Annotated in this window: 15 protein-coding genes and 4 tRNA genes; 6 read left to right on the forward strand and 13 right to left on the reverse strand. The window is 63.4% G+C overall.

The genetic code is table 11. The features are described 5' to 3' along the window. Positions 1-79 precede the first annotated feature (79 nt). Entirely contained in the window at positions 80-1093 is a 1014-nt protein-coding gene (locus CK627_RS01430; RefSeq protein WP_005305558.1) for a chemotaxis protein CheV, read from the forward strand. Between the two features lie 60 nt (positions 1094-1153). On the opposite strand, the gene CK627_RS01435 is transcribed toward CK627_RS01430, so the two are convergent. Next, positions 1154-2326, reverse strand: coding sequence for a CD0519/CD1768 family membrane protein (locus tag CK627_RS01435; protein WP_005305561.1), 1173 nt, complete (start codon positions 2324-2326; stop codon positions 1154-1156). Between the two features lie 381 nt (positions 2327-2707). Between CK627_RS01435 and CK627_RS01440 the strand changes: the two genes are divergently transcribed. Continuing rightward, complete coding sequence (locus tag CK627_RS01440) at positions 2708-3052, forward strand: hypothetical protein (RefSeq protein ID WP_095591536.1); 345 nt, start codon at positions 2708-2710, stop codon at positions 3050-3052. Positions 3053-3079: 27 nt separating this feature from the next. Here the strand turns inward: CK627_RS01440 and CK627_RS01445 are convergent, their stop codons facing one another. The 6 genes from CK627_RS01445 to plsY form a co-directional block, all read right to left on the reverse strand. Further along, the gene (locus tag CK627_RS01445; RefSeq protein ID WP_065017255.1) at positions 3080-4423 is read right to left on the reverse strand and encodes a potassium channel family protein; all 1344 of its coding nucleotides are present in this window, start codon (positions 4421-4423) and stop codon (positions 3080-3082) included. Between the two features lie 255 nt (positions 4424-4678). Then, positions 4679-4754 (reverse strand) — tRNA-Asn (locus CK627_RS01450). 8 nt (positions 4755-4762) lie between these two features. Next, a tRNA-Phe gene (locus tag CK627_RS01455) sits at positions 4763-4838 on the reverse strand. A 3-nt stretch (positions 4839-4841) separates the two neighbouring features. Then, positions 4842-4917, reverse strand: a tRNA-Thr gene (locus CK627_RS01460). A gap of 52 nt (positions 4918-4969) precedes the next feature. Next, a tRNA-Phe gene (locus CK627_RS01465) sits at positions 4970-5045 on the reverse strand. Between the two features lie 47 nt (positions 5046-5092). Further along, a complete protein-coding gene (gene plsY / locus CK627_RS01470) occupies positions 5093-5755 on the reverse strand; it encodes a glycerol-3-phosphate 1-O-acyltransferase PlsY (protein ID WP_026139285.1) in 663 nt (220 codons plus the stop codon). Positions 5756-5931: 176 nt separating this feature from the next. On the opposite strand from plsY, the gene folB reads away from it, so the two are divergent. From folB to CK627_RS01485, 3 genes are all read left to right on the forward strand, one after another. Continuing rightward, complete coding sequence (gene folB / locus CK627_RS01475) at positions 5932-6303, forward strand: dihydroneopterin aldolase (protein WP_095591537.1); 372 nt, start codon at positions 5932-5934, stop codon at positions 6301-6303. Between the two features lie 52 nt (positions 6304-6355). Next, the gene (gene folK, locus CK627_RS01480; RefSeq protein WP_095591538.1) at positions 6356-6865 is read left to right on the forward strand and encodes a 2-amino-4-hydroxy-6-hydroxymethyldihydropteridine diphosphokinase; all 510 of its coding nucleotides are present in this window, start codon (positions 6356-6358) and stop codon (positions 6863-6865) included. A gap of 121 nt (positions 6866-6986) precedes the next feature. Beyond that, a complete protein-coding gene (locus CK627_RS01485) occupies positions 6987-7469 on the forward strand; it encodes a YbaK/EbsC family protein (protein ID WP_017788220.1) in 483 nt (160 codons plus the stop codon). A gap of 9 nt (positions 7470-7478) precedes the next feature. Here the strand turns inward: CK627_RS01485 and mdtD are convergent, their stop codons facing one another. The 4 genes from mdtD to CK627_RS01505 all read right to left on the reverse strand — a co-directional run bounded on the left by mdtD (position 7479) and on the right by CK627_RS01505 (position 12201). Continuing rightward, positions 7479-8867 (reverse strand): multidrug transporter subunit MdtD, encoded by a 1389-nt coding sequence (gene mdtD / locus CK627_RS01490; protein WP_005305583.1) that lies wholly within the window; start codon positions 8865-8867, stop codon positions 7479-7481. Between the two features lie 61 nt (positions 8868-8928). After that, entirely contained in the window at positions 8929-10056 is a 1128-nt protein-coding gene (locus tag CK627_RS01495; protein ID WP_167385237.1) for a CobW family GTP-binding protein, read from the reverse strand. 9 nt (positions 10057-10065) lie between these two features. Continuing rightward, on the reverse strand, positions 10066-11460 hold the full coding sequence (locus CK627_RS01500; protein WP_095591539.1) for a D-arabinono-1,4-lactone oxidase: 1395 nt from the start codon (positions 11458-11460) through the stop codon (positions 10066-10068). Positions 11461-11583: 123 nt separating this feature from the next. Continuing rightward, positions 11584-12201 carry a LysE family translocator gene (locus tag CK627_RS01505; RefSeq protein WP_042049828.1) on the reverse strand — a complete coding sequence of 206 codons (618 nt, stop codon included), beginning with the start codon at positions 12199-12201 and terminating at the stop codon, positions 11584-11586. Positions 12202-12277: 76 nt separating this feature from the next. Between CK627_RS01505 and CK627_RS01510 the strand changes: the two genes are divergently transcribed. Continuing rightward, positions 12278-13189: a LysR family transcriptional regulator gene (locus tag CK627_RS01510; protein ID WP_095591540.1), complete on the forward strand. Its 912-nt coding sequence runs from the start codon at positions 12278-12280 to the stop codon at positions 13187-13189. A 106-nt stretch (positions 13190-13295) separates the two neighbouring features. Here CK627_RS01510 and acnB read toward each other — a convergent pair whose 3' ends face one another. After that, on the reverse strand, positions 13296-15893 hold the full coding sequence (gene acnB / locus CK627_RS01515) for a bifunctional aconitate hydratase 2/2-methylisocitrate dehydratase (RefSeq protein ID WP_095591541.1): 2598 nt from the start codon (positions 15891-15893) through the stop codon (positions 13296-13298). A gap of 228 nt (positions 15894-16121) precedes the next feature. Beyond that, entirely contained in the window at positions 16122-18380 is a 2259-nt protein-coding gene (locus tag CK627_RS01520; protein ID WP_095591542.1) for a patatin-like phospholipase family protein, read from the reverse strand. Positions 18381-18404 lie beyond the last annotated feature (24 nt).

Below are 18404 nucleotides of genomic sequence, written 5' to 3' on the forward strand. Positions count from 1 at the left end.
GTCAGCGGCGGATCCATTCCTATACTGAGGGAAAACCGCAGCGGCTGCTGCCAGCGCAACCAGAAGCACGAGAGTGACCATGATGGCCAAAGACGGGGAAGAGCGTAAATCCATTCTGACCGAGAGCGGCACCAACGAGCTCGAGATCATCGAATTCCACCTCAAGAAGCAGCTGCCCGATGGCCGCGAGAAAATAGCCTACTACGGCATCAACGTCGCCAAGGTGCGCGAGGTGATCCGGGTGCCGGAAACCACCGACTACCCCAACGCCCAGCGTCACATGGTGGGGGTTTTCTCCCTGCGCGAGCGGCTGATCCCGCTGGTGGATCTGGCCGGCTGGCTTGGTATCAAAACCAACCCGGACAACAGCAACAAGGTGGTCATCGTCACCGATTTCAACAAGATGGCGAACGGCTTCCTCATCGACAGCGTCAGCAGGATCCACCGGGTCTCCTGGGAGGATGTGGAGTCCCCCAGCCAGTTCCTGGAGGCGGGCGAGAATGACTGCGTGGTGGCGGTGGTCAGGCGCGACGGCAACCTCATCATGATCCTCGACTTCGAGAAGATCATCGCCGACATCAACCCAGAGCTCAGCATGGAGAAGTACGATGTGACCCAGGATCGCAAGGTCATCATCGACGATCGCATGATGGCCATGCGCCAGGCCAAAACCATCCTGGTGGTGGACGACTCCGCCTTCATCCGCAAGATGATCGAGACCACTCTGCGCACCGCGGGCTACAACGTGGTGACCGCCAAGGACGGGGGCGACGGGCTGGAGATGCTGATGGAGTTCGATCGCCTGTCGCAGGAGGAGAAGATCCCGGTGGCCGAGTTCGTCAGCGGCATCATCACCGACGTGGAGATGCCCCGCATGGACGGCATGCACCTGCTCAAGCGGCTGCGCGACACCCCCGCCTTCAAGACCATCCCCATCGTCATGTTCTCGTCGCTGATGAGCGATGACAACCGCCAGAAGGCGCTGCAGCTGGGGGCCAACGACACCATCACCAAACCGGAGCTGGGCCGCATGGTCGGCATGATGGACAACTTCCTGCTCGGTATCCCCATTCCCAAACCGGGCAACCTGTGAGGCCGCCGGTCGGCCACGCAAGCAAAAGGGCGCCTCGGCGCCCTTTTGCTGCGTGATGGATCAGCCCAGCCAGAGGTAGAGCTGGTGAGCCGCCACCCCGGCGCACAGGCCACCGACGGTGTGGGCCACGATGGCGCGGGAGGTGAGATGACGATAGCCGAGCGCATCCAGCATGGCGGTGTGGGTGCTCAAGAAACCGCTCCAGCACATGCCCATGGCGGTGAACACCGCCACCTCGTTGCCGGTGATCCAGCCCTTGCCGATGAAAGGGGGCACCAGCGACATGGCGGCCCCGACCGCCCCCAGCGAGGTGACCGGGAAGGCCACCAGCTCGGCGTGGGTGAAGCCGAACAGCAGCTCGAACAGCCAGCCCACCTTGGCCGCCAGCACCGGCAGCAGCGCCACCCCCTGGAAGGCTTCGCCGGTATACCCCTTCTCACCCGGGCCGAAGGTCAGCAGCATCACGAAGGTGCTGATGATGAGCACCCCGGGGATCACCGCCATCCCCAGCTCCACCCCGGATTTGCCGCCGTCCAGCAGGGCATTGAGCACCCGCAGCCAGGTAGGCGCCGCCTCCCGGCTCAGGCCGGGTTTGGCCCCCACGCTCGCCACCTCGTCGGCGATCGGGGTCTCCCCCACCAGCGGGCGGATCATCCGCTGCATCAAGCGGGTCGACACCACGGAGCCAATGAGGGCGCCGAGCAGGCCGATCAGCGCCGCGCTGGCGGTGGACTCGCCTCCCGGCAGCTGCAGGGTGGCCATGAAGGTCACCACGATCAACCCCATACCGAAGGCGGTGCCAAAGTTGGTGAGCGAGACCAGCTGCCAGGGGGTGAAACCCTTGCGAAAGCGGCTGTCCCTGGCGAGGCTGATCACCGCCGGGTTGTCGGAGAAGAAGGTCATCAGGGCCGCCAGTGCGGTGCGACCCGGCAGCCGGAACACCGGCTTCATCAGCGGCGCCAGCAACACCTCCAGCAGGCGGATCACCCCGAATTCGCTGAGCAGCTGGCTGAGCGCGCCAGACAGCACGGTAATGCCCATGATGAAGAGCACGGTATTGAGCAGCAGCTGGTGGGCGGTGTTGAACAGGGTGTTGACCAGGGCGGAGAGGCCCATCTGGCTGCCGAGGTAGCCAAACAGGCTGCCGAGGATGGCCAGCACCAATACCGGCTCCAGCCAGCGGCGAAGGGAGGCCGCACCCTGGTGAGAATCCTTAACTGCTTGATTTTCCATACCAATCCTGAAATCTGTCGCTGTGTGGTGAGTATTGTTGTTATGGCACCCATAAAGCAGGAGCCCTTGTCTTGCAACAAGGGCTCCTTGCATTGATTCTTCTGCCGGACTCGAACTGTGCCATGCGGACTGACTGTCCACCACGCTGGCGACTGAACCGGGGAGGAGAAAACGGGTAGCCGGACGATCCTGTCCAGTCTGCCCGTCTCGCGCCAGCGCACCGGCACCACGGCCTGCCCGGCGACGAAACGGGGCGGCAGTATAGCAACTGGGGCCGGTCGGCGAAACAAGGGGACAACCGGAGCGGATTGCCGCCCAGCGCCTGCACGGGTAAGCTTCCCCATCGGCAATCGACTCCGTCATTCACCATCCGGCAGCAACATGGGCAGCACCATGAACGACCTCGCGACCTATATCAGGGCCATCCATCGCCAGGCAGGACCGGCGATACTCGTCCGCCAGCAGAGCGAACAACACAGCGAGCAGGACGAGAGCGGCACCCTGACCCACCACCGGCAGACCCATTATTGGTTTGCCAACGGCGTGGTCATCTGCCACCAGCTGGAGCTGGACGAAGAGCCCTCCCCACAAGTCTGCCCGGAGTGCTGGATCAGCTACCGGGTGGTCGCCAGCCCCATCCCCATCACCCCTGTGCGCAAGCTGTTCCACAACCCCTGCCAGGAGGCCTTCTGGCTCAAGATGCAGGAGATCACGCCGGCCGGCTGACCCGCTCGACCAGTGGCCGGCGCGCCGTCAATACTGCTTGGTCTTGGCGGCAAACCCCGCCAGGAACAGACCGGTCAGAAACATGCCGCAGAAGGCCTCGATGGCCGACAGCAGCTGGAGCGGGGAGGAGGTCTGGGAGATGTCGCCATAGCCCAGGGTCACGAAAGTGACGATGCTGAAATAGAGCGAGCGCCCAAGATGGTCATGGGTGACCGATCCCGGCGCCAGATAATAGGTCAGGGTCGCCAGCAGGATAACCCCCATCGACAGCAGCAGGCTGCGGATCGGCCGCTCCCCGAAGCCCCAGGTGATGAAGCTGATGAACTTGGCGGCGCATTTCAGGTAGCACAGCAGGGTGAGCCAGCCTTTCTTGAGCCAGCCGCTGCGCAGCCAGCACTCCTTGAACAGCTCCCTGGGGCTCGCCAGCGACTTCATCTCGTGCAGCTTCTCCTTGTAGTAGCACTCGCCGGCATCGACGGTATCGCCCACGCTGGAGAAGAGCCGCTTGGCGTTGCGATAGAGCTTGCTGGCCTCGCTGTGATCGACCCGGCCATTCTCGTTGTAGGCCACCTGCACCTTGTCCAGGTTGGTGTGCTCCATGGTGGCGTCGAAGTTCTTGGCCCGCACGTTGAAGTTTTTCAGCACCGCCCGGGAGGAGTGAAAGCGGATCTCCTCGCACTCTATGGTGAAGTCCTGAAACACCCCGTCCTCCAGCGCCAGCTCCCGCTTCTTGGCCCAGGCCCTGTGGTCCCACAGCAGGGAGTCGAACAGATCGAGCCCGATCACCCCGCCGTTGACCCTCACCCCCTTGGCCGAGCAGTGCCACAGATAGACCTTGGAGTTGTTGACGGCGCCATCCAGCGAGAGCTCGTCCAGGCAGGTGAAGTCGAGCAGCCGGCCGGAGATGATGGGGCTTTTGAGCTCGACACCGCCGATGTTGAGCAACCGGTGCCTGCCCAGCACCTGGGCCTCCCCCTTGTTGTTCTCGGAGACCGAGAGCAGGCTCTGTACCCGCTTCACCTCGTCCTTGCCGTGTTTGCCGGCCAGCCACATGCAATAGGGTTCAAAGCGCGTCTCGGCGCGGATCAGCCCGCTCTTGCGCAGGGACTCCAGCGCGCTCGAGGCGGTCTCATAGAGTCTGATCTTGTCGTCGCTCATGTAGAGGCACAGGCTCAGCACGCAGCGGGAGCTGATGAAGCGGGCGATGCCGATCTGGAAGATCACCTGCTTGTCGATCTTCTGCTCCGTCATCCAGTCGTCAAAATGGGGCAGCGACGCCACCAGCAGATCCCAGATCAGGGGGTAGTCGTTGGCCCGGCGCCACTCGTTGAACTGTTCGGGGGAAAGCTGCCAAAGCTCTGTTGCATTCATGGATGACCTCACTCAAGAAAGCGGTCCCGTTCTCCTGCGCCCACCGATGCGACAGAGGCCGCCAGGGCAAGATGGGCAGAATAGGGACTCATCACGCCATCATACTAGGCGGGCTGGGGAAGTCACTGGCGGGAGCGGTACGGCAGGGGTGCTGCGACAACTTGCCGCCAAGATGGAGAGATCTTGCTCTATGGGACACCGGATGCCGGAAAACGGACAAAGAAAAAGCCCAGCATTGCTGCTGGGCTTTTGAATTGGCTCCTCCTGCTGGGCTCGAACCAGCGACCTGCGGATTAACAGTCCGTCGCTCTACCGACTGAGCTAAGGAGGAATTATAAGTGGTGCCCAGAGACGGAATCGAACCGCCGACACGGGGATTTTCAATCCCCTGCTCTACCGACTGAGCTATCTGGGCAAATGGTGCCGGCTACCGGAATCGAACTGGTGACCTACTGATTACAAGTCAGTTGCTCTACCTACTGAGCTAAGCCGGCACACTTTAAACCATTGTGCATGAACAAGTTTTTCTTTCACGACACCAAAATTTGGTGCCCAGAGACGGAATCGAACCGCCGACACGGGGATTTTCAATCCCCTGCTCTACCGACTGAGCTATCTGGGCGTGGGCGCTATTAAACGGATTTTAAGGCAGGTGGTCAACGGGAAATTTCACTTTTTGTCTCGTTCGTCTCTTTTTTGCTCAGGATCATCCATTTCCAGCACTTCTTCCTGCTCACTGCGGTTCTGGCGGCCCCAGACTCTGGGCTCCTCCCCTTTCAGCAGGCGGGCGATGTTCTCGTGATGGCGGATCAGAATGAGGCAGGAGAGCAGCGAAACCGGCAGCGTGTATTCCGGCTTGAGCAGGTAGGTAAAGAGCGGGGTCAGCAACACGGTAATGATGGAGGCCAGCGACGAATAGCCGCTCACCAGCAGCACCAGCAGCCAGGTGCCGATCACCGCGCCCCCCATGGTGAAGCCGATGGGCATCATGGTGCCGAGCGCCGTGGCTACCCCCTTGCCACCACGAAAGTGGAAGAAGATGGGGTACATGTGGCCGAGACAGGCTGCCACCCCGATAAAGCCGAGGTAGACGGGTTTGATTTGCAGATACCAGGCGAGATAGACGGGAGCAGTGCCCTTGAGCACATCGAGCAGCAGCACCACCACGGCCGCCAGCCGACCGCCGAGGCGCAGCACATTGGTGGCCCCCGGGTTGTGGGAGCCGTGATCACGGGGATCCGGCAGACCCGTGATGCGGGAAACCAGCACAGCACTGGACAGCGAGCCGCCCAGGTAGGCCAGAATAATCATCAAAATCGTCAGGGCCGTCATCTTGGTCGTTTTTACCACGATATGAATGGGGTATGATGCGGGCCACATTCTCTGGCGCCTGCGTGGGGTTGCCCACCGCGTGTCGCCCAAACCGGCCGCCGGCACTCATCCGCTGGCCAGGCCTGCATCCCTGCGCTGTCATCACAGCCCATCAAGAGTAAAGAAGAAGTACTGTCATGGACAAGGTGTTTATTCGCGGACTCGAGGTTTTGACCACTATCGGTGTATACGAGTGGGAGAAAGGCATTCGCCAGAAGCTCTGTTTCGACCTCGAGATGGGGTTCGACAACCGCCCCGCCGCCGCAACCGACGATATCAATCTGGCACTGGATTACGCCACCCTCTCTCGCAAGATCTGTGATCACGTCGCCAGCAAGGTGGTGGAGCTGGTCGAAACCATGGCCGAACAGGTCGCCATGCTGGTGCTGGCCGACGAACGGGTGCAGTGGGTCAAGGTCACTCTGATCAAGCCGGGTGCCGTCCCCAATGCCGCCGGTGTCGGCGTCGAGATCCTGCGTCACCGCACCCCGGCCGCGAGCGCCAACTGATGACCCGCATCTATATCAGCCTGGGTTCCAGCCAGATGACAGGGAGCACCGCATGACTCGTGTCTATATCAGCCTGGGATCCAACATCGAGCGGGAACGCCATATTCGCGCCGGCCTCGATGCCCTGCAGGCCGAGTTTGGCGAACTGCAGGTCTCCCGGGTGTTCGAGAGCGAGGCGGTGGGCTTCAACGGCCGCCCCTTCTACAACCTGGTGGTGGGTGCCGACACCGAGCTGCCGCTGGCGACCCTGTGCCAACGGCTGCGCGCCATGGAGTTCGCCCACGGCCGCGAGCCGGACGCCAAGAAGTTCGCCCCGCGCACCCTGGATCTCGATCTGCTGCTCTACGGCGAGCTGGTCTGCGAGACGCCGCTGGTGCTGCCGCGCGGCGAGATCCTCACCAACGCCTTCGTGCTCTGGCCACTGGCAGAGCTGGCGCCCAAGTTCTGCCACCCCATCGATGGCCGCACCATCGGCGAGCTGTGGGCGTGCTACGACAAGGCCTCCCAACGGCTCTGCCCCATCCCCTTTCACTGGGAAGCGGGCGCATTGCAGCACCACTGAACGACAAGGGCACCCACGGGTGCCCTTGTTGTTGATGGACAGAGCTGATAACGGATAAGAAACCGTGATTGGGCCTGTGCCACGGCAAGTGGCAGGATGGCAGCCATCACAGGAGGACCCCATGCCACTCGATACCATTCACGACTTCAACTGCCGGCTGCTGGCCGAACTGCCCCATCAGCGTTTCGAGCACGAGCCCATCCTCGACTACGCCACCGATGAAAAGGTGAGAGCCCGCCTCGGCTGGCAGGCCGAGTTCAGCAAGACCCTGTTTCTCAAGTTCAAGGATGGCCGCTTTGCGCTGCTGCTGACCCACAGGGACGGCCGGCTCGACAACAAGGCGGTCAAGGCGGCGCTCGGCGCCAAGCCCTCCATCTGCACCGCCGACGAGATGCAGGCCGAAATCGGCTGCCTGCCGGGCGCGGTCTGCCCCTTCCTGCCCCGCGCCGACATCCCGCTGCTGGTGGATCCTGTGCTCATGACCCACCACGCCTTTACCTGGACGCCGGGCCACCCCGAGCAGACCTTCCTGCTGGAAACCGCCCACCTGGCCGGACTGCTGGCCCAGCTGCCCTGCCAGGTAAGCTACCTGCCGGCCCCCTGAGCCCGCGACTCAGCGCTTGTCCCGCGCCAGCTGGGCGAAGATCAGCGCCGCCAGCATCGACATCAGGCCGATGCAGAGGTAGGTGAGGTGAAAGCCTCCCAGCCACTGGCCATCCGCCGCCGACGAGCCGGCAGAGAAGAGCCCCAGCAGGCTGGCGGCGATGGCCACCCCCAGGCTCATGGAGAGCTGCATCACCACCGACAGCAGGCCGTTGCCGCTGCTGGCGAACTCCGGGCTGAGATCCTGCAGGGTCAGGGTGTTCATGGCGGAGAACTGCAGCGAGTTGATGGCGCCGAACACCATCAGCCAGCCCAGCAGCACCCCGTAGGGGAGCTGGTTGTCGATGAGGGAGAAGCTGGCGATCATCACCCCGAGCGCCAGGGTGTTGCCGATCAGGATGCGGCGATAGCCGATGCGCGGAATGAGCTTGTTCACCAGCGTCTTGGTCAGCATGGCCCCCAGCACGGTGGGGATCATGGTCATCCCCGCCTTGCTCGGCGAGAAACCAAGCCCCAGTTGCAGAAACAGCGGGGTGAGAAACGGCATGGCGCCGCTGCCGAGGCGGGCGAACAGGTTGCCCCAGATGCCGATGGCGAAGGTGCTGGTCTTGAACAGCCCCAGCCCGAACAGCGGCTCCTCGGCATTGGCGGCGTAGAGCCAGTAGCTCGCCATGGCGGCCAGCCCGAACAGCAGGGCAAACAGCGCCCAGCCGGTGGAGATGCTGTGCTCCCCCAGCCCCTGCAGGCCCACCGACACCAGCACCATGCCGGCGCTGAACATCACGAATCCCTGCCAGTCGAACTTGGCCGTGCTCTGGCGCAAGTCCGGCATGAAGTACCAGCTGGCGATGAAGCCGAGCAACCCCACCGGCAGGTTGATGAGAAACACCCAGTGCCAGCTCGCCACTTCCACCAGCCAGCCACCCAGTGCCGGGCCGATCAGCGGCCCCACCAGGCCGGGGATGGTGACGAACGACATCACCCGCAGCAGCTCGTGCTTGCTGTAGACCCGCAGTACCGCCAGCCTGCCGACCGGCATCAGCAGGGCACCACCGATCCCCTGCAGTACCCGGGCGGCCACCAGCACCGGCAGGGAGTTGGCGGCCGCGCAGGCCAGAGAGCCCAGGGTAAACAGCAGGATGGCGGCCAGATAGATGCGCCGGGTGCCGAATCTGTCCGCCAGCCAGCCGGAGGCGGGAATAAGCAGCGCCACCGTCAGCATGTAGGCGATGATCACCGACTGCATCTGCAGCGGGCTCTCGCCCAGGGTCTCGGCCATGCTCGGCAGGGCGGTGTTGAGGATGGTGCCATCCAGCGTCTGCATGAAGAAACCGACCGCCGTGAGCGGCGGCAGCCATTTGCGCTGGGCAGGGGTCACCATGTGTGTGCTATCGGGCATCTGCAGCCACCTCCTCTTCAGACAAAAAAAGACCCGCACAAGCGCGGGTCATCTCATTACATCAGGCATCAGGCTGGCCGAGCATGGCTCTGAGCTGCTCTTCCAGGCTGGGCTCGGGCGCCTTGAGGGTATCCAGGAACAACCGCTCTATGCCCGCCTTGTCCTGACTCTTCACGATGAACACCAGTCGGGACTGGGCCTTGCCCTCCGGCCACTCCCCCAGCGCCTGCAGCGGATAGAGCTGACCGTGGACGCCGTGGATCACCACCGGCTGGCTCTCCCCTTCCAGCTGCAAGATGCCCTTGAGCCGCAGCAGCGCATCGCCGTATTGCGCCTGAACCGCGTCGATGGCGGCCAGCAGGCGGGAGGGCTTGAGCGGCTCGCCGATGCGCAGGGAGAAACTCTCGATATTGCCGTGCTCGAAGTGGGTCGGCGCGGCCGTGCCCACCTTGGCGGCGAACGGCTTCATCTTCGGCTGCATCGGCGAGGCCAGCCCCTGCCTGGGGGATTCGGTGCGCAGCCAGGCCAGCAGCTGGCGCACGTCGCGTCCGGCCGCCTCGTTGTAGGCCCCCAGCTTCTCCAGCACGGCGGGCGAGAGCACCCCGTTGCTGACCCGCTCGATGGGGGCCGCCGGGTTGAGGGTCGCCAGCTGGGCTTCGACCCGTGCCAGCGTCTCCTCATCCACCAGGTCGCCCTTGCTCACCACCAGCAGATCCGCCAACGCCACCTGTTTCACCGCTTCATACTGAGCCGCCAGCTGCTGCTCGATATGACCGGCATCCACCACTGTGACGGTGCCGTCGAAGCGGTAACGCTGGGCGATAAAGCCCTCCTCCCTCAGCGTGAACAGCACGGGGGCCGGATCGGCGAGGCCAGTGGTCTCGATGATGAGTCGCTTGAACGGTTTGATCTTGCGCTGAATGGCCTTCATAAACAGCCCCTGCAGCGCCTCCACCAGGGAGCCCTGCACCGAGCAGCAGATGCAGCCGGAATCGAGCAGCACCACCTGCTCGTCCACCTGCTGCACCAGGTGGTGATCCAGCCCCACCGAGCCGAACTCGTTGATCAGCACAGCGCATTCGCCAAGCTCGGGCTGCTTGACCCAGTGGTTGAGCAAGGTGGTCTTGCCGCTGCCGAGAAAGCCGGTCAGCAGGGTCACGGGGATGCGGGTATCTTGCATATCGGTCATGTCAAATCCTTACCGGTTGGCAAACAGGTCGGCGAGCCAGCGGTTTTCGAAGCGGCCGTGGGGGTCGAGCTCGCCCTTGAGGGCCAGGAAGTCGTGCCAGCGCGGCAGCAGGGCCGGGAAGTCGTAGAGATCCATCGCCAGGTGCTTGCCAAAGTGCGGGATGCCGCCGAGCGGCACCAGCAGTTGCTGCAGCTCGCGCATCTGCTCCATGGAGCCGTTGACGAAGGTACCGTCCGCCGCCAGATAGACCAGGAACCCGATCCAGCACACCGACTGATCATAGGCGGCGCTGAGCCAGGCCTTGGAGGGGCCGGTGCAGCGCAGGATAAAGGGGTAGTGCAGCACGCCGGGGTTGGCCTGCTGCCACGCCTGCAGGGTCTCCAGCGCCTCGTTCATGCGATTAAGCGGCACCGCTACCTCGCAGTTGATCTGGGGCGCCGGGATCCCCTTGCAGAGGATCTGGTAGACGTTGCCCACCAGATCGGAGGCATCCTTGAAGCGGCGCACCGTCTCGAAGTGCTCTCCGGCCAGCGCCTCATCCTTGGTGTCCTTGGCCATCTTCTGCAGAGTCGCATCTATGGTGGCATTCATGCGGGCGTCGATGTCGCCCTCCAGCAGCAGCGGCTCGCTGCCACCGGCGCGGTAGCGGGCCACCTCCTCATCGGAGGCGGGATCCACCAGCCAGATGTGGCTCTCGCCGGTCCAGGCGAACCACCAGCTTTTCACGAAGGCGTGCTCGCGGTTGAGCCGCTCGTTGTGTTCCAGCAGGAAGGGGTAGTCGGTGGTGAACTTGGTGCAGCGCATGATGCGGTTGGGCACGGTCTGCAGGGTGACGTCGAGCAGGATGCCGAGCATGCCCATCCCCATCACGAAGGCACCGAAGCGGGGGTCGGTGCGATCCACCCGGATGATGTCGCCACTGGCCAGCATCACGGTCAGGGCCGCCACCGCATCACAGAGGGCGGACTGGTGCAGCCCCTGGCCGTGGGTGCCGGTGCTGAGCGCACCGCCCAAGGTCTGGATGCCGATGACGCCGGGGGAAGCCGGCAGCATACGCTCCATGGCGATGAGATCGGCGTAGACGGTGTCGAGCGGGGTGCCCGCCTGATAGGTGACGGTGTCGGCGGTCTGCCCTAGCTGACCGCGCAGGTGGTGCAAGTCCACCAGCAGCGCCTGGCTGCCCTCGGCATAGACGCTGTGGATGGGTTCGAAGGAGAGGCCGGAGCCGATGAGGCGCAGCTTGCGCTCGGGGTTTTCCCGCAGCAGTTGCTGCAGTTCGTCGCGATTCTTCGGACGCCACACCTGCTCCAGTGCGCCGAGGGGATTGGTCCTGGACCAGTTGAACAGCACCTCCCGCTGACCTATCGCCTTGATGCTGTGAAATGCCTGGAACCTGACCGTCATACCGCCCCTCATCTTTATTGACGTCAAAATGAGCGCCAATTCTACCGAAAAGCGGACCACAAGGCATGAAAAACAAGCCCCTACAGTCGGGGGTGGATAGGGGAGATAGCCTCTCCCCCCGCCTCAGCGCGTCTGCTGGGTCAGTGCCAGCAGCATGCCAAATCCCACCAGCAGAGCGCCAAACACCCGATCAATCCAGTGGCGCACCGCCAGCAGCCGACCCCGTACCGAGTCGGTGGAGAAGAAGATCGCCACCGCGCTGAACCAGACGGCGTGGGCCAGCACGATGAAGGCGCCGTAACCGAGCTGGACCGCCAGCGGTGTCTGCGGCTGCACCACCTGCATGAACAGGCTGACGATGAAGATGGTGGTCTTGGGGTTGAGCACATTGGTCAGGAAACCGGTGCGCAGCGCCCCCAGGCTGGAGAGGGCGGGCTGCTCGGCCAACATCTCGTCGGTTGCCGGTTTGGCCCGCAGCATCTTGATGCCGAGGAAGATGAGGTAGGCGGCCCCCGCCAGCTTGATGAGGTTGAACAGCCAGAGCGACTGCTGGATCAGCAGCCCTACCCCGAGCAGGGTGTAGGTGACGTGCACGCAGACCCCGGCACCTATGCCGAGCGCCGTCAGCACACCGCTGCGGCGCGAGAGCAGCAGGCTGTTGCGCGACACCATGGCGAAGTCGGGCCCGGGGCTGATGACGGCAAAGAAGGTAATGGCTACTACGGCTAACAGTTCGGTCATGAAAATAGTCCTGATTAGATGGAATATCGGCTATTTTATTTGGCCATGATACCAATAACGAACGATAACTTCTGACATGAACGGTGAGAATAATTCACATAAAAGCCTGTCGCTGCCCGCCCTGACCGCGCTGCGCTGTTTCGAGGTGGCGGCCCGCACCGAACACTTCAGCCGCGCCGCCGACGAGCTGCACCTCACCCACGGCGCCGTCAGCCGGGCGGTGCGGCTGCTGGAGGAGGATCTGGGGGTCATGCTGTTCGAGCGGCGCCAGCGCCGGGTCTTTCTGACCGAGGCGGGCGAACGGCTCTATCAGGCGGTCAGGGAGGGGCTGGGCGGCATCCGCCAGACGGCGCAGGCACTGCGCCAGCAGGGACGGCCGACGTCGCTGGTCATCTCCTGCGAACCGACCCTGCTGATGCGCTGGCTGATCCCGCGCTGGCCCGCCTTCCAGGCCCTGCACCCCGAGTTGGACGTACACCTGATGGCCGGTGGCGGCGCCCTCAACTTCGGCAGCGGCATCGATCTCGCCATCCGGCGCAACGACTTCCAGTGGCCCGCCGAGCTCTACAGCCAGCCGCTGTTCGAAGAGCTGACCGGGCCGGTCTGCCAGCCGGGCAAGGTGGCGCAGTTCTTCGAGACGGGGGCAAACGGCCCGGCCCTGCGCCCTGGCGCCCCTCGCCTGCACACCAAGACCCGGCCGGGGGCCTGGCAGGAGTGGTTGCAGCACGCCGGCCAACCCGCCGGCGAGGAGGCACCGGGGCAGACCTTCGAGCACTTCTACTTCAGCCTGCAGGCGGCGGTTGCCGGGCTGGGAGTCGCCATCGGCCCCTACCGGCAGGTGTGCGACGACATTGAAGCCGGCCTGCTGGTGGCGCCGCTCGGCTTCATTGCGGATGGCACCGGCTATCACCTGCTCGCCCCCGCGCCTCCCGCCCCCGGCAGTGCCCACGCCAGGTTGGCGGAGTGGCTGCACGCCCTCCATGCCTGAACCTTGGCAGGCGAGATAGAAGCTGACGCGACGCTCGGCCAAACAAAAGCCCCGGCATGAGCCGGGGCTTTTTATTGGACTGTCTGCGCCATGATGGCGCCGGCCCTTATACCGCTTGCTGCAGGATCACCGCATCGGCCTTCTTGGTGTAGGAGGCGATCTCGTTGAAGTTGAGGTAGCGATAGGTGTCGGCGGCAGTGGCATCCAGCGACTTGGCATACTGCAGGTACTCGGCCACGGTCGGGATCTTGCCGAGGATGGCGGCAACCGCAGCCAGTTCGGCAGAAGCCAGATAGACGTTGGCACCCTTGCCCAGACGGTTCGGGAAGTTGCGGGTGGAGGTGGAAACCACGGAGGCTCCTTCCGCTACCCGAGCCTGGTTGCCCATGCAGAGGGAGCAGCCCGGGATCTCGATGCGGGCACCGACCCGGCCGAAGATGCCGTAGTAGCCCTCTTCGGTCAGCTGATCCTTGTCCATCTTGGTGGGCGGGGCGATCCACATGCGGGTCGGCAGCTCGCCCTGGTACTTCTCGAGCAGTTTGCCGGCGGCACGGAAGTGGCCGATGTTGGTCATGCAGGAACCGATGAACACCTCGTCGATCTGGTCGCCGGCCACGCTGCTCAGCAGGCGGGCATCGTCCGGATCGTTCGGCGCACACAGGATCGGCTCCTTGATGGTGGCCAGATCGATCTCGATGATCTCGGCGTACTCGGCGTCCTTGTCCGCTTCCATCAGCACCGGGTTGGCCAGCCACTCTTCCATCCCCTTGATGCGGCGGGTGATGGTGCGCACGTCGCCGTAACCTTCTGAGAGCATCCACTTCAGCATTACGATGTTGGACTTCAGATACTCGATGATCGGCTCTTTATCCAGCTTGATGGTGCAACCGGCGGCGGAGCGCTCGGCGCTGGCGTCCGCCAGCTCGAACGCCTGCTCCACCTTCAGGGTCGGCAGACCTTCGATCTCGAGGATGCGGCCGGAGAAGATGTTCTTCTTGCCCGCTTTCTCGACGGTCAGCAGCCCTTTCTGGATGGCGGCGTAGGGGATGGCATGGACCAGGTCACGCAAGGTGATGCCCGGCTGCAGTTCGCCCTTGAAGCGCACCAGCACGGATTCCGGCATGTCCAGCGGCATCACGCCGGTGGCGGCGGCGAAGGCCACCAGACCGGAGCCCGCCGGGAAGGAGATGCCGATGGGGAAACGGGTGTGGGAGTCACCACCGGTACCCACGGTATCCGGCAGCAGCATGCGGTTCAGCCAGGAGTGGATGACGCCGTCACCCGGACGCAGAGAGACACCGCCGCGGTTCATGATGAAGTCCGGCAGGGTGTGGTGGGTCTGCACGTCGATGGGCTTGGGATAAGCCGCGGTGTGGCAGAAGGACTGCATGGTCAGATCGGCGGAGAAGCCGAGGCAGGCCAGGTCTTTGAGCTCGTCGCGGGTCATGGGGCCCGTGGTGTCCTGGGAACCGACCGTGGTCATCTTGGGTTCGCAGTAGGTGCCCGGACGGATGCCCTTCACGCCGCACGCCTTGCCCACCATCTTCTGGGCCAGGGTGAAGCCCTTGCCGGTGTCGGCGACAGGCTGCGGACGACGGAACACGGTGGAAAACGGCAGACCCAGCGCCTCGCGGGCCTTGTCGGTCAGGCCACGGCCGATGATCAGCGGAATCCGGCCACCGGCGCGCACTTCGTCGATCAGCACGTCGGTTTTCAGTTCAAACTGGGCCAGCACCTGGTCGGTGCCGTGCTTGCAGATCTTGCCCTGGTACGGGTAGATGTCGATCACATCGCCCATTTCCAGCTTGGAGACGTCCACTTCGATGGGCAGGGCGCCGGCATCTTCCATGGTGTTGAAGAAGATGGGGGCAATCTTGCCGCCCAGGCAAACGCCGCCGGCGCGCTTGTTCGGCACGAACGGAATGTCGTCGCCCATGAACCAGAGCACAGAGTTGGTGGCGGATTTACGGGAAGAGCCGGTACCGACCACGTCACCCACGTAAGCCAGCGGGAAACCTTTCTCTTTCAGGGCATCGATGGTCTTGATGGGGCCGATGACGCCATCCTTGTCCGGGGTGATGCCGGGACGGGCGTTCTTCAGCATGGCCAGCGCGTGCAGCGGAATGTCCGGGCGGGACCATGCGTCCGGCGCCGGTGACAGATCGTCGGTGTTGGTTTCGCCGGTCACCTTGAACACGGTGACGGTGATCTTCTCGGCCAATTCGGGGCGGGAGAGGAACCACTCGGCGTCGGCCCAGGATTGCATCACCTGCTTGGCGTGGGCATTGCCGGCCTTGGCCTTCTCTTCCACGTCGTGGAAGGAGTCGAACATCAGCAGGGTGTGGCAGAGGCCCTTGGCGGCAAGAGGAGCCAGGGTCGCGTCGTCCAGCAGGTCGATCAGCGGCTGAATGTTGTAACCACCCTGCATGGTACCGAGCAGCTCGACGGCTTCGGCAGCGGTGAGGATGGGAGAGTGGGCTTCGCCCTTGGCAACGGCGGTGAGGAAACCGGCTTTGACATAGGCCGCTTCATCAACGCCTGGGGGAATACGGGAGGACAACAGCTCTTTCAGAAAGTCTTGTTCACCGGCGGGCGGGTTCTTGAGCAGTTCAACCAGGGCGGCGACCTGCTCTGCGTCCAAAGGTTTGGCAACCACGCCTTCGGCGGCACGTTCTGCGACGTGTTTACGGTATGTTTCAAGCACGACTAATTCCTCTTTGGTCTTTTTTTGGGGTTCGCCCACGCTCGCGGCGATCGTCCTTGCGGGACACCCGTAGGGTGCCCCCCACTATATAAGTTTTAACGACTAATTAAAATCCAAAGCCTGTACAGATATTCATCAAAACAACATAACCATCTAAACTTGCTGATGTTTTACAAGCGGATAAATGGCACACCAGAAATAAGTTAACAAAAAGGCATCATTTTCCCGTTATTCGAACGTGCTGCCCAATTGCAGATAGAACATGTCGTTGCCCCCCTCCGCCATGCCGTAGCCGAGGAAGATGGGGCCGAGGAAGCTCTCCACCCCGACGTAGACGGAGCCGGCGGTGAAGGAGCTCTCCACGCTGATATCCCTGCCGCTGTTCCACACCCCACCCTGCTCGATGGAGCCCCCCAGATAGAGCGGGGCCCGCAGCGCGCCGAAGTCGTTGTCAGCCACCCGATAGATGTAACGCAGCCCGCCAAACAGGCTGTAGCGGCCGCTCAGCTGGTAGCGCTGGAAGCCGGACATGCGGAACAGTCCGCCAAGATCCTGCACGAACAGCGGGTACTCCTCCTGGGAGGTGGAGCCCCCTCCTTCCAGCAGCAGGTTGAGGCTGTGTCTGTCCCAGGACCAGGGCTTGATCATCGCCAGGTGGTAGTTGACCCCCTCGTAGCGATCATTGATGTCACTGCTGTCATCCAGCCGGACGGCGGAGTAACCCCCCTTGATGTCCCAGTAGGCGCCCTGATAGGGGAAGTAGCGGCTGTCGAGTGTGTCGTGCTCGAAGCGGACATAGGGGCCCCAGGAGGAGGCATCCACCTTGGCATCCGCCACGTTGCGAATGTCGATGTCCCCCATTTTTCCCTCCAGCCCGAGCGAGAGACGGCTCCAGGGCTGACGATTCCAGCCCACCGCCAGATCGACGCTGGTGAAGCTGTATTCGGAATCGACATAGCTCACCCCATCGGCCGCCCGCGTCTCCTCGGGCATGAAGATGCGGCGCTGGGTCTTGTCATAGGCCAGACTCGCCTCGCCGAAGAAGGTCTGGGAGGGCTCCAGCGGGGTATAGAAGTCGGTCTTGAAGTGCTTGGCGGTACCGAGCGATGCCTCGGTCAGCCACTCGCCCCCCCAGTCGTTGACGTTGGTGAGGGTGTAGGACATGCCCACGTTGTAGTTGGAGCTGCTCTCGAAATCATCGGAGAAGCCGAACTGGAAGTTGAGGTAGCCCGGCCCCCAGTTCTTCTCGCTGGCGTCGACCACCAGCACGTTCTCGCCACCCCGCTCCACCACCTCGTAGGTGATGCGATCGAACGACTCCAGTGCATAGAGCCGGCGAATGCCCGCCTCTAGGCTCTCGTTGGTCTGGATCTTGTCGGGACGCACCTTCAGCATGGCGCGCACCGTCTCGTCGGAGAGACGGGACTTGTTGATGATCTCCACCTTGTCGATGTAGTAGGCGGGCTGGCCGCTGCGCTCGGCACGCCGGCTCAGCTTCTGGTTGCGATAGGCGGCATAGGCGGCCGGCGAGAGGGAGAGCTTGTCGAGTCTGGCCGAGGCGCGGTTGGCCACCTCCTCCCCGAGCTTGATCCCCTCCGGCATCAGGGCGAAGTCGGCGATGCCCATGTTGCCGAACTCGGGCGTCAGCAGAATGTCGTCTGGCCCCATCAGCGCCTTCTGTTTCTCGGTGCCGACCTGGGTCATGTAGGTGGTGAGCTGATCGATCATGGCGAGCCCCGACTTCAGGGACTCGCGGGTACGCAGCCTGGCGCTGATGTCCACCGCGATCACCACGTCAGCCCCCATCGCCTTGGCCACGTCCACCGGCATGTTGTTGACGGTGCCGCCATCGGCCAGGATGTGCCCCTCCCACTCCACCGGCTTGAGGGCGCCGGGAATGGACATGGAGGCCTGCATCGCCTTGGCCAGGCTGCCGTGGTCCAGCACGAAGGGGGTCACCGTCTCCATGTCGGTGGCCATGGCGCGGTAGGGAATGGGCAGATCGTTGAAGCTCTTCTGTACCGGCAGGTTGGAGGTGGCGTGGCGCAGCAGGCTGGCCATGGACTGGCCCTGGAAGAAGCCGTCGGGGAACTGGACCGAGTCGCCGTTGATGCCGATGTCGGTGCGCAGCTGGTACTGCTCGCTCTGCTGCTTCTTGCGCAGGGAGAGTTCGTCGCGCCCTACCTTGTCCTGATAGCCCTTGTTCCAGTCGATGGCCAGGGTGGTGCGCTCCACCTCTTCGGCGCTCAGCCCCATGGCGTACATGCCCGCCACGTAGGAGCCCATGCTGGTGCCCACTATGATGTCGACCGGGATGCGCTTCTCTTCCAGCACCTTGAGGATGCCGATGTGGGCCGACCCCTTGGCGCCGCCGCCGCTGAGTACCAGGGCAATTTTGGGCCGCTCGGACTGGGCCGCCGCCATCAGCGGCAGACAGGCCAGCAACATCAGGAACAGGGGGTTCCATCCTCGACGAAAGATGCGCATATGATTTTCCATTGAATCCAGGGC

It is taken from the genome of Aeromonas dhakensis (assembly GCF_002285935.1).
Classification (GTDB): domain Bacteria; phylum Pseudomonadota; class Gammaproteobacteria; order Enterobacterales; family Aeromonadaceae; genus Aeromonas; species Aeromonas dhakensis.

What these genes read in the sequence shown, in the direction of transcription:
- CK627_RS01430 (WP_005305558.1), top strand. Translation starts at nt 80, where the DNA reads ATGATGGCCAAAGACGGGGAAGAGCGTAAATCCATTCTGACCGAGAGC.
- CK627_RS01435 (WP_005305561.1), bottom strand. Translation starts at nt 2,326, where the DNA reads ATGGAAAATCAAGCAGTTAAGGATTCTCACCAGGGTGCGGCCTCCCTT.
- CK627_RS01440 (WP_095591536.1), top strand. Translation starts at nt 2,708, where the DNA reads ATGGGCAGCACCATGAACGACCTCGCGACCTATATCAGGGCCATCCAT.
- CK627_RS01445 (WP_065017255.1), bottom strand. Translation starts at nt 4,423, where the DNA reads ATGAATGCAACAGAGCTTTGGCAGCTTTCCCCCGAACAGTTCAACGAG.
- plsY (WP_026139285.1), bottom strand. Translation starts at nt 5,755, where the DNA reads ATGACGGCCCTGACGATTTTGATGATTATTCTGGCCTACCTGGGCGGC.
- folB (WP_095591537.1), top strand. Translation starts at nt 5,932, where the DNA reads ATGGACAAGGTGTTTATTCGCGGACTCGAGGTTTTGACCACTATCGGT.
- folK (WP_095591538.1), top strand. Translation starts at nt 6,356, where the DNA reads ATGACTCGTGTCTATATCAGCCTGGGATCCAACATCGAGCGGGAACGC.
- CK627_RS01485 (WP_017788220.1), top strand. Translation starts at nt 6,987, where the DNA reads ATGCCACTCGATACCATTCACGACTTCAACTGCCGGCTGCTGGCCGAA.
- mdtD (WP_005305583.1), bottom strand. Translation starts at nt 8,867, where the DNA reads ATGCCCGATAGCACACACATGGTGACCCCTGCCCAGCGCAAATGGCTG.
- CK627_RS01495 (WP_167385237.1), bottom strand. Translation starts at nt 10,056, where the DNA reads ATGACCGATATGCAAGATACCCGCATCCCCGTGACCCTGCTGACCGGC.
- CK627_RS01500 (WP_095591539.1), bottom strand. Translation starts at nt 11,460, where the DNA reads ATGACGGTCAGGTTCCAGGCATTTCACAGCATCAAGGCGATAGGTCAG.
- CK627_RS01505 (WP_042049828.1), bottom strand. Translation starts at nt 12,201, where the DNA reads ATGACCGAACTGTTAGCCGTAGTAGCCATTACCTTCTTTGCCGTCATC.
- CK627_RS01510 (WP_095591540.1), top strand. Translation starts at nt 12,278, where the DNA reads ATGAACGGTGAGAATAATTCACATAAAAGCCTGTCGCTGCCCGCCCTG.
- CK627_RS01520 (WP_095591542.1), bottom strand. Translation starts at nt 18,380, where the DNA reads ATGCGCATCTTTCGTCGAGGATGGAACCCCCTGTTCCTGATGTTGCTG.